Origin of the sequence: Sanguibacter keddieii DSM 10542, assembly GCF_000024925.1 — a bacterium.
Classification (GTDB): Bacteria; Actinomycetota; Actinomycetes; order Actinomycetales; family Cellulomonadaceae; genus Sanguibacter; species Sanguibacter keddieii.
Window position 1 is genome coordinate 2,833,331 of sequence record NC_013521.1, and the last position, 13,598, is coordinate 2,846,928.

Consider the following 13,598-nt stretch of genomic DNA (forward strand, 5'->3'; position numbering starts at 1 on the left):
GTGACCGAGGTCCCCGGGTTCTTCCGCCACCCCGGCGACGGGTGGGTCGACTGCGCCTGCGGCCGCCGGCACTGGGGGCTGGTCGGTGCCGCGGGTCTGCTGCTCGTGCGTCGAGACGCCGAGGGCCGGGTGACCGAGGTGGTGCTGCAGCACCGGTCGCTGGAGAGCCACCAGGGCGGCACGTGGGGCGTGCCCGGCGGCGCGATCGTCCCCGGCGAGACAGCCGTCGAGGGTGCGCTGCGCGAGTCGCACGAAGAGGCCGGCATTTCCCCCGGCGCGGTCCGCGTGCTCGGAGAGCACGTCCTGGACCACGGCCCCTGGAGCTACACGACCGTCCTGGCCGAGGAAACCCCGGGAACGGTCGTCGACGTGCGCCCGACCGACTCCGAGAGCCTCGAGGTCCGCTGGGTCCCCGTCGACGAGGTGACCGACCGCGAGCTGCTCCCAGCCTTCGCAGCGGCGTGGCCGACGCTGCTCGCCGCCGTCGAGGCCGCCTAGCACTACCCGAGGCGCACCCTTCCGAGGACCGGGGCGCGACGCCGAGGGTCTCCGGGAGGACCCTCGCCGGCGCGCCGCGGCCCTCGGCTGGGGGACGGGCGGGCGGGGTGTGAGGCAGATCGCGGGACCGGCACTCCCGCGGGGGCAGGAGCAGGAGTACATTCATCTCGGCTCGCCATGAGGCAAGCCTTACCTCAGGTCTGCTCGACCTGCCTCGAAGGGCCTGCGCCGTGCTCCCCAACTTCCTCATCGGCCTGCGCGAAGGGCTCGAGGCCGCGCTCGTCGTCGGGATCCTCGTCGCCTACCTGGTCAAGACCGGTCGGCGCGACCTCCTCCCCCAGCTGTGGGCCGGCGTCACGCTCGCGGTCGTCGGGTCGCTCGCCTTCGGCGCGCTGCTGACCTTCGGCCCCCGTGGCCTGACCTTCGAGGCACAGGAGGCGATCGGCGGCACCCTCTCGATCGTCGCCGTCGGTCTCATCACCTGGATGATCTTCTGGATGGGCAAGACCGCCCGGCACCTCAAGACCGACCTGCACGGGAAGCTCGACGAGGCCGTCGCCGCCGGCCGGTGGGCCGTCCTCGTCATGGCCGTGCTGGCCGTCGGACGCGAGGGCCTCGAGACCGCGCTGTTCCTCTGGGCCGGCGCGCAGGCCACCGGGCAGACCGCCGAGCCGCTCGTCGGAGCACTCCTCGGCATCCTCGTGGCGGTCGCCCTCGGGTGGGCCGTCTACAAGGGCGCCGTCCGTCTCGACCTGCGCGTCTTCTTCGCGTGGACCGGGCTGGCGCTCATCGTCATCGCGGCCGGCGTGCTGTCCTACGGCGTCCACGACCTCCAGGAGGCGGGCATCCTCCCCGGTCTGCACCACCTCGCCTTCGACGTGTCCGCACAGGTCCCGCCGTCCAGCTGGTACGGCACCCTGCTCAAGGGCACCGTCAACTTCTCCCCCGCGACCACGTGGCTCGAGGCCATCGCGTGGACCGCGTACATCGTCCCCGTCCTCACCGTCTACATCCGCACCGTCTGGTCCGGCTCGCCCCGCACCGCGACCGCGTCGACGCCCGCGCAGGCACCCGCCGCCGCGACCGACGCCCCCACCACCGGAGGAACCCCATGAGCCCGACCACCCTGCGACCCGCGCGACCTCTCGCGCTCACGGCCGCCGCCCTCGCGACCGTGCTCGCCCTCGCGGCCTGCACCGACAACTCCGCCCCGGAGAGCTCCGCGGACGGCTCCGGCCCGTCGACGCTCACGGTCACCTCGACGGCCGACGAGTGCACGGTCTCGGCGCCCGAGGCCCCGTCCGGCAACGTCGTGTTCTCCGTGACGAACGCGGGCGACGACGTCACCGAGTTCTACCTGCTCGCCGAGGACGGCCTGCGCATCGTGTCCGAGGTCGAGAACATCGGCCCCGGGCTCACCCGTGACCTCGTGCTCACCGCCAAGCCCGGCAGCTACGTCACCGCGTGCAAGCCCGGCATGGTCGGCGACGGCATCCGCTCCGACTTCACCGTGACCGACTCCGGGACGGACGTCGCCCCGACCGGGGCCCTGGCGGACCAGATCACCGCTGCGACCACCAACTACGTGGCCTACGTCAAGGACCAGACCGAGCAGCTGCTCACCGGCACCCAGGACTTCGTCGACGCCTACACCTCAGGCGACGACGACACCGCCCGCGCGCTCTACGCCTCGACGCGCGTGCACTGGGAGCGCATCGAGCCCGTCGCCGAGTCCTTCGGCGACCTCGACCCCCGCATGGACCTCCGCGAGGCCGACCTCGAGGAGGGGCAGGAGTGGACCGGCTGGCACCTGCTCGAGAAGGACCTGTGGCAGCCGACCGCCGAGGCCAACGGCGGCACCGAGTACGTCGCCCTCACGCCCGAGCAGCGCACGCAGTACGCCGACCAGCTCCTCGCCGACACCACCGAGCTGAACGACCGCGTCCACACCGCGGACTTCGCCGAGGGCATCGACGCGGCGAGCATCGGCAACGGCGCCAAGGGCCTGCTCGACGAGGTCGCGACCGGCAAGGTCACCGGTGAGGAAGAGATCTGGTCGCACACCGACCTCTGGGACTTCCAGGCCAACGTCGACGGCGCGAAGGTCGCCTACGACGGTCTGCGCGACGTCGTCCTCGCGCAGGACGCCGACCTCGCCGAGGACCTCGACACCCAGTTCGCCGAGATCCAGACGCTGCTCGACGCGCAGCGCTCCGGCGACGGGTTCGTGCTCTACACCGACCTCACCCCCGCCCAGGTCAAGGAGCTCGCCGACTCGGTCAACGCGCTCGGCGAGCCGCTGTCGAGGCTCACCGCAGCCGTCGTCCTCTGACCCGCACCACCTCCCCGGGGCGGGCCCACGGACACGGGCCCGCCCTCCCTCCCCGCTGATCCCACCCCCGAGGCCCCGATGACGCCCCACGCCAGCCCCGACGACAACCAGTCCGCTCCCGAGCCCGGGGAGCGACGCCAGGTGTCGCGACGCGGCGTGCTCGGCATCGCCGGCGCCGGACTCGTGGCGCTCGGTGCGTCGGCCGCGACGGGGTACGCCGCAGGCCGGCGAGACCCGGAGCCCGCACCGGCCTCCCGCTCCTACCCGCTGACCGGCGAGCACCAGCCCGGCATCACGACGCCCGCACAGGACCGCCTGCACTTCGCGACCTTCGACCTGCTCACCGACGACCGCGACGACGTGGTGGCCCTGCTGCGCGCCTGGACCGCCGCGGCCGACCGCATGATGCGCGGCCTGCCCGCCGGAGAGCTCGGCCCGACCTCGGGCCCGTACGACGCACCGCCGGACGACACCGGGGAGACCGAGGACCTCGACGCCTCGCACCTGACCATCACCGTCGGGTTCGGCCCGTCCTTCTTCACCGACGCCGACGGCGCCCCGCGCTTCGGTCTCGACGGTCGCCGGCCCGCGCTGCTCGAGGACCTGCCGCACTTCCCCGCAGACGCCCTCGAGGACGCGCGCTGCGGCGGCGACATCGCCGTGCAGGCCTGCGCCGACGACCCCCAGGTCGCCGTGCACGCGATCCGCAACCTCGCCCGCCTCGCCTTCGGCACCGCCTCGGTGCGCTGGAGCCAGCTCGGGTACGGCCGCACCTCCACCACGTCGACGAGCCAGTCGACCCCGCGCAACCTCTTCGGGTTCAAGGACGGCACCGCCAACGTCAAGGCCGAGGAGCCCGAGGCTCTCGAGCAGCACGTGTGGGTGCAGCCCGAGGACGCCGGTCGCCGACCCGACGACGCCACCTCCTCAGACCCTGCCCCGGACGACGCCTGGCTCGCCGGCGGCTCGTACCTCGTCGCCCGGCGCATCCGCATGACCATCGAGACCTGGGACCGCTCCTCCCTGCGCGAGCAGGAGACGGTCACCGGGCGCACCAAGGCGAGCGGCGCCCCGCTGTCGGGCGGCGACGAGCACACCGAGCCCGACTTCTCCCGGACAGGCCGCGACGACGTCCCCCTCATCGACCCCGCCTCGCACGTCGCCCTCGCGCACCCGAGCGCCAACGGTGGGGCCCGCCTCCTGCGCCGCGGCTACAACTACACGGACGGCTCGGACGGCCTCGGTCGCCTCGACGCGGGGCTGTTCTTCCTCTGCTACGTGCGCGACCCCGCCCGCCAGTACGTCCCGATGCAGAACACCCTGGCTCGCGACGACCTCATGAGCGAGTACCTGCGGCACACCGGGTCCGGCCTGTGGGCCGTCCCGCCCGGGCTGCCCGACGGCTCGACCACGGGCGGCGCCGACGGCGCCTACCTCGGGCAGACGCTCTTCGAGACGTGAGCGTCCCGCGCCGCACCACCGCACACCGCGCAGCCCGGCGCTGTAGCGTCGGGGCATGACCGACGTCTCGCCGCCCGTCGCAGCGCGGACCACCGCGCGTCTCGTGGTGCTGCTCGCAGTCGTCACCGCCCTCACCGCCGAGCTGGTGCGTGCGAGCGGCCCGCTCCTCGACCGCGCGTTCACGACCGGCGTCGTGCTCGCCGGCGTCACGGCCGTCGGGACCTACGCCGCAGCCGGCGCGGTCCTCGCCCTCCTCTGCCTGCGCCGCGAGGTCGCCGGACGAGCGCTGCTGACCGGCGTCGTCGCGCTCGTCGTCGTCCGGCTGGCGGTCCAGGCCACCGGCGGCAGCCTCCGCTACGCCCTCGGCCTGCTCGCGGTCGCCGTCGCGATCGCCGTCCTGGTGCTCGCCGCCGCGCTGGCCGCCCGAGCCTCGGGTCGCGTCGTGGTCGCCGGCGTCGCCGGTGGGCTCGCCCTCTCGGCCGGCATCTCCCTCGCGTGGAGCACCTGGGACCCGGTGTGGCGACCCGGCGTCGCCGCGTGGGTGGTACCCGTGCTGCTCGGCGCGACCGCGCTCCTGCTCGCCTCCGGGCTCCGTGCGCTCCCTGCCGCCCCGGCCGTCCGCGGTCTCTGGCTCGTCGGCCCGTACGTGGGGCTCGCTGTGATGACCGTGGCCAACCCCGCCTTCGTGTCCTCTCAGACGGGGCTGCCGCTCTGGACGGCCGGGCCGCTCGTGCTCGTGCCGACGCTGCTCGCGACGGTGCTGCTCACGCTGCCCGTCTCCCGGACGCCGCGCACCCCGGCGTGGACCGACGGGGCGCTCGTGGTCGTCCTGGGGGCGGCCACCGTCGGTGTCTTCTTCGGGGCGACCTGGCCCGACGCCCCGGGTGCGGGCCGTACCGTCCTCGTCGTGCTCTCTCTCCTGCTGCTCGCGGTCGGCGCGCCGCTCGCCCTCGCCCGGGCGCTCACCCGGCCCGCGCACCGCCAGAGCGTCCTCCGGCTGGCGGGGGCCGCAGCGTGCGCCGGCCTCGGCGTGATCGTGCCGCTCCTCGTCTACCAGCTCGACTACGACGTCCCGCTCGGCGTCCCGAACACGGTCGTCCCCGTCCTGGTCTCCCTGCTGGTGTCCCTCATGGCGGCGCGCGCGAGGCACCGCGCCCGGACCGACGACGTCGAGGTGTCCACCTCCGGGGCGCCGCTGCGGTCCCAGCTGGCGCTGGTGGTCACCGCGTCGGCGCTGCTCGTGGTCGGCACGGCAGTGGTGCTGCCCAGCAGCGGCAGCAGCACGGCCGACAGCAGGCCGGCCCCGTCAGAGGGGACGATCACGCTCCTCGACTGGAACCTGCACTACGGTGTCAGCCCCGACCCCGGCGTCGACCTCGACGAGATCGTCGACGTGGTCGCCTCGTCGGGCGCCCAGGTGGTCACCCTCCAGGAGGTGTCCCGCGGCTGGGTCATGGGCGGCGGCGCCGACATGGCGACCTACCTCGAGCAGCGGCTCGGGATGCGGTCGGTCTTCGTGCCCGCGGCGGACCGGCAGTTCGGGAACATGGTGCTGTGGGACGACGCGCTCGGCGACGGCACCGACGTCGCGAGGACGGCGCTCCCCTACGGCGCAGGCCCGCAGCGCCGCAGCGCGGTCTCCGTCACGCTCGATCTCGACGGGACGCCGCTGCGCGTCACCTCGCTCCACCTCCAGCACCGCGCCGGGAACATCGACACCCGGCTCGACCAGATCACCGCGCTGCTCGACGCCGACCCGGTCTCGGGCGCACGCGTGGTCGCCGGGGACCTCAACGCGGAGCCCGGCTGGCCCGAGGTCGCGCTGCTCGAGTCGGCGGGCCTCGTCAGCGCCGTCGACTCCGCAGGTGACCCGGACGTCACGACCTTCCCGAGCGACGTCCCGACCGAGCGGATCGACTGGGTCTTCGGTGACGGGGTCACCTTCTCCGACATCGAGGTGCTCGACACCCGGCAGAGCGACCACCGCCCCGTGGTCACGACCGTGTCCGTGGGCGCCGACAGCCCCTGACGCGCGCACCACCGACGCCCACCCTCGTCCTCAGCCTCGTCTCACCCACACCTCTCCCCAGGAGCCCACCGTGAAGATCACCCTCCCCGTCGACGAGGCGCTCGCCCTCGCGGCGGCCAAGCAGCCCCTCCCGCCGTTCATCCGCTCGCTCAGGTGCGAGGGGTCGACGATCGTCCTCGAGGTCGACCTGCGCCTCGTCCCGGACGGCGGGACCGCGCTGCGGCTGGCGGCCGCGGCCGTGGGCACCGTCACCGCGACCGCCGTGCTGACCGGCTACGCGGGCGGCGTCGCGACCTTCGAGGTGACCGCGCAGGCCCGGTCGCTGCCGGCCCACAAGCTGCTCAACCACCTCACCGGTCCCGTGAACTCCGCCCTGGCACGCCAGGGCCTGCCCGAGGGGATCGTCGAGATCCGCAAGGGCGACGGCGACCCCGTCGTCGCCGTCCGCGTCCAGGAGGCCGTCGCGACCAAGGTCAGCGGCGTCACCCTGACCGACCTCGCCGTCCACGACGGCGCCGTGCACGCGACCGCCAGCATCGGCAGCATCGGCACAGTCACCCTGCTCGGCTGAGCGCGGCTTCCTGCTACTCGCCGCGGTGGTGGCTCATCCGGGCGACCTCGGCGATCGACCCGGAGAGCGACGGGTACACCGTGAAGGCGTCGGCCACGCTGTCGGCGGTCAGCCGGTTCGCGACGGCCAGCGTGATCGGGAAGATGAGCTCGCTCGCCCGCGGCGCCACGACCACGCCGCCGAGGACCACGCCGGCCTCGGGGTGGGAGAACAGCTTGACGAAGCCGTCGCGCATGCCGAGCATCTTGGCGCGCGGGTTGCGGCTCAGCGGCAGGATCGTGGTGACGTACTTGGACCCCTGGTCCACGAGCTTCTTCTCGGAGTACCCGACGGTCGCGATCTCGGGGGCGGTGAAGATGTTGGCCGCGACGGTCCGCAGCCGGATCGGCTGGACGGCGTCGCCGAGGGCGTGGGACATCGCGACCCGGCCCTGCATCGCCGCGACGCTCGCGAGCGGGAAGACCCCGGTGCAGTCGCCCGCCGCGTAGACCCCGCGGGCGCTGGTCCGCGAGACCTTGTCGACCTCGATGTGGCCCGAGGCCGTGAGGCGCACCCCGGCCTCCTCGAGGCCCAGCCCCTCGGTGTTCGGCGTCGAGCCGACGGCCATGAGCAGGTGCGACCCCGTGACGACCGTGCCGTCCGAGAGGGTGACCTCGACGTGCTTGTCGGCGCCCTCGCCGACGACGACCGCTGACTCCGCGCGCGACCGGCCCATGACGGTCATCCCGCGACCGCGGAAGACCTCCTCGATGAGGTTGGCGGCGTCGGCGTCCTCGCCCGGGAGGACCCTGTCGCGGCTCGAGATGAGCACGACCTCGCAGCCGAGGGCGTTGTACGCGCCGGCGAACTCGGCGCCGGTGACGCCCGACCCGACGACCACGAGCTTCTCCGGGAGCGCCTTGAGGTTGTAGACCTGCGTCCACGTGAAGATGCGCTCGCCGTCCGGCACCGCGGTCGGCAGCACCCGGGGGGTCGAGCCGGTCGACACGAGGACCACGTCGGCGTCCAGGACCACCTCGGCCTGGCCCGGCTCGGTGTCGACGACCACGCGGGACGGTCCGTCGAGACGCCCCTGGCCCATGACGACGCGGATGTCCTCGCGCTCGAGGCGAGCCCGGATGTCGGCCGACTGCGCGGCCGCGAGCGCCATCACGCGGGTGTTGACGGCGGCCAGGTCCACGTGGTGCTTCTGGCTGGTGGACCCTGCGGCGCCGTCCACCCGGATCCCGAGCTCGGCTGCGGTGTCGGCGATGGTCATCCACTCGGCGGTCGCGATGAGCGTCTTGGACGGGACCACGTCGGTGAGGACGGCCGCGCCGCCGAGGCCCTGGCGCTCGACGACGGTGACGTCTGCGCCGAGGCGGCGCGCGACCAGGGCCGCCTCGTAGCCTCCCGGTCCTCCGCCGAGGACGACGATGCGGGTCGCCTGCAGGTCGCTCGACCCGTGGGGCTGCTGGTCGGTCTCGGACGGGACGGGAGGGGTGGGGCGAGTGTGGGTCACGCGTCGAGTATCCCAGGTGCCACCCGGGGGCGGCGAGCACGGGACCCGAGTGTCCCCTCGTCGCAGCCCCTGCGGGCGGATAACCTCAGTCCATGACCACTTCTGCAGCACCCCACCAGCCCGGCGCCGACGCCGACCCCTTCGAGAGCGCTCGCGACGCCGCGGCCCACATCGCCCGGGCCACGGGCATCGAGTCCCACGACATCGCCCTCGTCCTCGGGTCCGGCTGGGGCGGCGCCGCCGACCTGCTCGGCGAGACCGTCGCCGAGCTCGCGAGCGACGAGATCCCCGGCTTCGGCAAGCCCGCCGTCGCGGGCCACGTGGGGACCCTCCGGTCGATCCGCATCGAGGCGACCGGCAAGCACGCGCTCGTGCTCGGGTCGCGCACCCACCTCTACGAGGGCAAGGGCGTGCGGGCCGTCGTGCACGGCATGCGGACGGCCGCGGCTGCGGGCGCGAAGACCGCGATCCTCACCAACGGCTGCGGCGGTCTCAACACCGACTGGACCCCGGGCACCCCGGTCCTCATCAGCGACCACATCAACCTCACGGCCACGTCGCCGCTCGAGGGGGCGACCTTCGTCGACCTCACCGACCTGTACTCGAGCCGTCTGCGCGGCCTCGCGCACGAGGTCGACGCGAGCCTCCCCGAGGGCGTCTACGTCCAGTTCCCCGGCCCGCACTACGAGACGCCCGCCGAGGTCCGCATGGCCGGGATCATGGGTGGCGACCTCGTGGGCATGTCGACGACGCTCGAGGCGATCGCCGCCCGCCAGGTGGGCATGGAGGTCCTGGGGATCTCGCTCGTCACCAACCTCGCCGCGGGCATCAGCCCCGTCCCGCTCTCGCACGCCGAGGTCATCGAAGCCGGACAGGCCGCAGGGCCGCGCATCAGCGCGCTCCTGGCCGAGATCGTGAAGAAGGTCTGACATGACCAGCACCGAGAGCACAGACAGCACCGGCGCCACCGCCACCGAGGACCTCGACGCACTGGCGCGCCGGGTCGAGGCGTGGATCGCCGACGACCCCGACGCCTTCTCGCGCAACGAGCTCACCGCCCTCCTGGCGACGGCACGCTCGGGCGAGGAGCACGTCGGTGACGCAGCGGTCGAGGACCTGCGCGACAGGTTCGCGGGGTCGCTCCAGTTCGGGACGGCCGGCCTCCGGGGTGCCATGCAGGCCGGCCCCAACCGGATGAACCGCGCGGTGATCCTGCGCGCGGCCGCCGGTCTCGCGGCGTACCTCGTCGGCTCTCTCGGTGACGAGGCCGGCGCGGAGGGCGGCCACAAGCACGGTCTGCTGCACCGCCACGAGGCGGCGCCCGCCCGACCGAAGATCGTGGTCGGGTACGACGCGCGGCACAACTCGCACACCTACGCCCTCGACAGCGCGGCGGTCTTCACCGCTGCGGGCCTCGACGTCGTCCTGCTGCCGTCGGCGCTGCCGACCCCGGTGCTGGCCTTCGCGGTGCGCCACCTCGACGCCGACGCCGGTGTCATGGTGACCGCGAGCCACAACCCGCCGGCCGACAACGGCTACAAGGTGTACCTCGGCGGACGGGCTGTGACCGGCTCGGGCCAGGGCGCGCAGATCGTGCCGCCCTTCGACGCCCTGATCGCGGCGAAGATCGCGGCGGCCCCCGCTGCCGCTCAGGTGCCGCGCGCCGAGGACGGGTGGAGCATCGCCGGGCCCGACGTCCTCGAGGCCTACCTCGCCTCGGTCGGCCGCCTGGCCGTCGACGAGGCCCCCCGTGACCTGAAGATCGTCGTCACCCCGCTGCACGGCGTGGGCGGCGCGGTCGTCGAGTCCGTGCTCCGCGGGGCCGGGTACCACGACGTGTTCCTGGTGCCGGAGCAGGCCGAGCCCGACCCGGCCTTCCCGACGGTCGCCTTCCCCAACCCCGAGGAGCCAGGGGCGATCGACCTGTCGCTCGCCTACGCCCAGACCCTCGGTGCCGACCTGGTGATCGCGAACGACCCGGACGCCGACCGCTGCGCCGTGGCCGTCAAGGACCACCGTGCGGTGCTCGACCACGCGAAGAACTCCGGCGGCGACACCGGCCCGCAGGAGGGCTGGCGCATGCTGCACGGCGACGAGGTCGGCGCGCTCCTGGGCGAGCTCGTCGCGTCGAGCGCGACGAGCGGTCTGCTCGCGAGCTCGATCGTGTCGTCACGCCTGCTCGGACGCATCGCCACGGCCCACGGTCTCGACCACGCGTCGACGCTCACCGGCTTCAAGTGGATCTCCCGCGTGGACGGGCTCGTGTTCGGCTACGAGGAGGCGCTCGGCTACTGCGTCGACCCCGCCCAGGTCCGCGACAAGGACGGCATCAGCGCGGCCCTGCGGATGGTCCAGCTCGCCGACACGCTCAAGGCGCAGGGGCGGACGCTCGTCGACGCGCTCGACGACCTGGCCCGGGCGCACGGCCTGCACCTCACCGACCAGCTGTCGGCACGGTTCACGGACCTCGCGCAGATCCCCGCCACGATGCAGCGGCTGCGCACCGCACCGCCGGCGAGCCTGGCGGGGTCGGCGGTCGTCGAGACCGTCGACCTCTCCGACGGCGTGGACGGTCTGCCGCCCACCGACGGGCTGCGGCTGCTCGCCGAGGACGGCTCGCGCGTCATCGTGCGCCCGAGCGGCACCGAGCCGAAGGTCAAGTGCTACCTCGAGGTGATCGTCCCCGTCGCCGGCGACGCGAGCGTGGACGAGGTGAGCGAGGCCCGGCAGGTCGCCTCGGCCCGCCTCCAGGCGATCCGCGCCGACATGTCGGCGGCGCTGGGCATCGCCCCGGCCTGACCGGAGCACCGGGCACGCCCCGGGCCGGACGGCAGACGACGACGGGCGGGCGAGGGAGACCTCGCCCGCCCGTCGTCGTCTGCGCCCAGGTATGCGGGTCGCAGGTCGCGGGTCGCGTCACCCGAGGGCGACGGTGACCCCACCGGAGAACAGCGAGTCGTGGAGATCGACCGAGGCCGGCGTCGCGTCGGCCGGGATGTCGAAGACGACGATCCCGTCGACCGTGTTCCCGGGGTTGACGCTCGTGAGGAAGCTGTTGGCGTCGGGGAGGTAGATCGCCGCTCCCGAGTCCGCCGAGTGCGTCCGGCCCTGACCGTCGACGAGCGACTGCGCGCTCGCGTCGAAGACCTGCGCCGAGTCTCCGACGTTGGTGACGGTGACGCGCACGAGCACGAACTGCCCCTGGGCGTCGGCGCCGAACATCTCGTCACCGACCCGTGCGACGCCCGGCTCGACACCGGTGACGACGAACTCGAAGGCTCCGTCGGCGACCGGTGTGCCGACGCCGGCCGGGGCGTCCTCTGCGGGAGCCGCGTCCGTCCCCGGCTCACCGGCGTCCGAGGCACCGGACGACGGCCCGGGCGATGCCGGTGCCACCTCGCCCGAGCCGCCCGCCAGCTGCACGACGACGACCACCGCGACGACGAGGCCGACCAGGGTGAGGACGGGGTGGCGCCGCACGAAGCGCTTCTTGCGCGGGGCGGGTGCGAGGACGTAGCCCTCCGGCACCTGGACGCCGGGCGCCGTGCCCGGAGGCTGGGAGCCGGGCTGGCTCTGGCCTGCCGGGTGCTGGGCAGGCTGCTGGGGTGACGGCTGGTGGCGCGGCGACGTGGCCATGAGGTCCTCGATCTTCTCGGGTGGGTGGTGTGGCCCTATCCGACCGCAGGGCCGCTGGTCACCACCTCGCCCGAACGGTGGGTCCGCACCACCCGACCGGTCAGAGAACCACCCTCGACACCCGCCGACCGGGCGAGGTGGGCGTGGGTGCCGGGCTCTACGCTGTCGCCGTGCGAGACACCCGAGACGACTCCCCCGACCACCGGCAGCAGCCCGGACGGTGGTCTCGCGCCGTGGACCCCTCCGACGACCAGGCCGACTCCCACCAGACCCGCGCCCACCCGGCCAGCGCCGGCGCGCCTCGCGCCGGACGTCGACCGCGGCGCACGGTCGCGCTCGACGTCCTGCTGGTCGCCACCGCGCTGTCGAGCATGCTCGTCGCCACGGCGTACTCGTCGATCCCGTACCCGGACGACACCGCGCGGACCGCGTGGGCGATCGCCGGGATGGTCGTGGGCACCGGGGTCGCCTCCCTCGTCCTCGTGCGGCGGACCTACCCGGTGCTCGTCGCGCTCGTCGGGAGCGTCTACGCGCTCGTGCTGCCGGGCGACGCCGTCGTCGCGCTCGTCGGCCTCGCAGCCGTCGTCTCCTCGCGTCCGCGGGCCCAGGCGGTGCGTGTCGGCGCACTCGTCGCGGTCGCCACGACGGTCGCGGTCCTGCGGGACGCGCTGCGTCCCGCCGTCGGCCAGGTCTTCTCGGTCAAGACGCCCACCGGTGAGCCTGCGGCGGTGCCCGGCTGGGTGCACGTAGCGGTCCTCGTCGTCGCTCTCGGGGTGGCCGTCGGCACCGGTCTCTACCGGCGCACCCGCCAGGACCTCTTCGAGGTGCGGGCCGAGCAGCACGCGCAGGCGAAGACGAGTGCGCACCTGCGCACCGAGCTCACCCGCCAGGAGGAGCGCGACCTCATCGCCCGCGAGGTGCACGACACGCTCGCGCACCGGCTCTCGCTCGTCTCGCTGCAGGCCGGGGCGCTCGAGGTCGTCGCCGCCGGTGACCCCGAGATGGAGGAGGCCGCGAGCGCCGTGCAGGCGAACGCGCACCGGTCTCTCGAGGACCTCCGTGGGCTCATCGGTGTCCTGCGGGACCCGGGCTCTGCGCGCAGCCTCGCGCCGGAGACCCCGGCCCAGCTGTCGCTCGACGACCTCGCCGAGCTGCTCACCACGACCCGAGAGGCGGGCACGCCCGTCGTGGCGACGGTCGTGGTCAACGACGCCTCGACGGCGAGCGCGCCGTTCACCCACGCCGTGTACCGGATCGTGCAGGAGTCGCTGACCAACGCCGGCAAGCACGCCGCCGGGCTCCCGCTCGACGTCGCGCTGACCGCGAGCGCCGCGTCGGGCCTCCACCTGCGGGTGTCGAACCCGCTCACCGTCACGGAGAGCACGGTGCCGGGTGCCCGCGCCGGGATCACGGGGATCCACGAGCGGGTCCGGCTGCTCGGTGGACGCGCCGACGTCGGGCCGCGGGACGGTCGCTTCGTCGTGGACGTCTGGTTGCCGTGGAGCGTGTCGGAGGCCTGAGGACGGTCGGGGCAGCAGGTCCGCGGGCGCGAGGCCCGGGAGCTGCGTCG

General features: G+C 74.0%; 11 protein-coding genes. 9 read left to right on the forward strand and 2 right to left on the reverse strand.

Annotated features, from left to right (window positions below):
- From SKED_RS12525 to SKED_RS12550, 6 genes are all read left to right on the forward strand, one after another.
- Positions 1–498, forward strand: a complete 498-nt coding sequence (locus SKED_RS12525) for an NUDIX hydrolase (protein WP_012867524.1) — start codon at positions 1–3, stop codon at positions 496–498.
- A gap of 230 nt (positions 499–728) precedes the next feature.
- On the forward strand, positions 729–1,613 hold the full coding sequence (efeU, locus tag SKED_RS12530; RefSeq protein ID WP_012867525.1) for an iron uptake transporter permease EfeU: 885 nt from the start codon (positions 729–731) through the stop codon (positions 1,611–1,613).
- On the forward strand, positions 1,610–2,830 hold the full coding sequence (efeO, locus tag SKED_RS12535; RefSeq protein ID WP_012867526.1) for an iron uptake system protein EfeO: 1,221 nt from the start codon (positions 1,610–1,612) through the stop codon (positions 2,828–2,830). Before efeU ends, efeO begins: the two co-directional genes overlap by 4 nt.
- 78 nt (positions 2,831–2,908) lie before the next feature.
- Positions 2,909–4,291, forward strand: a complete 1,383-nt coding sequence (gene efeB / locus SKED_RS12540; RefSeq protein WP_012867527.1) for an iron uptake transporter deferrochelatase/peroxidase subunit — start codon at positions 2,909–2,911, stop codon at positions 4,289–4,291.
- A gap of 55 nt (positions 4,292–4,346) precedes the next feature.
- On the forward strand, positions 4,347–6,320 hold the full coding sequence (locus SKED_RS20335; RefSeq protein ID WP_012867528.1) for an endonuclease/exonuclease/phosphatase family protein: 1,974 nt from the start codon (positions 4,347–4,349) through the stop codon (positions 6,318–6,320).
- Between the two features lie 70 nt (positions 6,321–6,390).
- Positions 6,391–6,891, forward strand: a complete 501-nt coding sequence (locus tag SKED_RS12550) for a hypothetical protein (protein ID WP_012867529.1) — start codon at positions 6,391–6,393, stop codon at positions 6,889–6,891.
- 13 nt (positions 6,892–6,904) lie between these two features.
- Here SKED_RS12550 and SKED_RS12555 read toward each other — a convergent pair whose 3' ends face one another.
- Complete coding sequence (locus SKED_RS12555) at positions 6,905–8,392, reverse strand: NAD(P)H-quinone dehydrogenase (RefSeq protein WP_012867530.1); 1,488 nt, start codon at positions 8,390–8,392, stop codon at positions 6,905–6,907.
- Positions 8,393–8,484: 92 nt separating this feature from the next.
- Here SKED_RS12555 and SKED_RS12560 point away from each other — a divergent pair, with 92 nt between their 5' ends.
- Both SKED_RS12560 and SKED_RS12565 read left to right on the forward strand, forming a co-directional pair.
- Entirely contained in the window at positions 8,485–9,321 is an 837-nt protein-coding gene (locus SKED_RS12560) for a purine-nucleoside phosphorylase (protein ID WP_012867531.1), read from the forward strand.
- A gap of 1 nt (position 9,322) precedes the next feature.
- Positions 9,323–11,191 carry a phospho-sugar mutase gene (locus SKED_RS12565; RefSeq protein WP_012867532.1) on the forward strand — a complete coding sequence of 623 codons (1,869 nt, stop codon included), beginning with the start codon at positions 9,323–9,325 and terminating at the stop codon, positions 11,189–11,191.
- A 117-nt stretch (positions 11,192–11,308) separates the two neighbouring features.
- Here the strand turns inward: SKED_RS12565 and SKED_RS12570 are convergent, their stop codons facing one another.
- Positions 11,309–12,028: a DUF4352 domain-containing protein gene (locus SKED_RS12570; RefSeq protein ID WP_012867533.1), complete on the reverse strand. Its 720-nt coding sequence runs from the start codon at positions 12,026–12,028 to the stop codon at positions 11,309–11,311.
- A 170-nt stretch (positions 12,029–12,198) separates the two neighbouring features.
- Here SKED_RS12570 and SKED_RS12575 point away from each other — a divergent pair, with 170 nt between their 5' ends.
- Complete coding sequence (locus SKED_RS12575) at positions 12,199–13,548, forward strand: sensor histidine kinase (RefSeq protein WP_143755728.1); 1,350 nt, start codon at positions 12,199–12,201, stop codon at positions 13,546–13,548.
- Positions 13,549–13,598 lie beyond the last annotated feature (50 nt).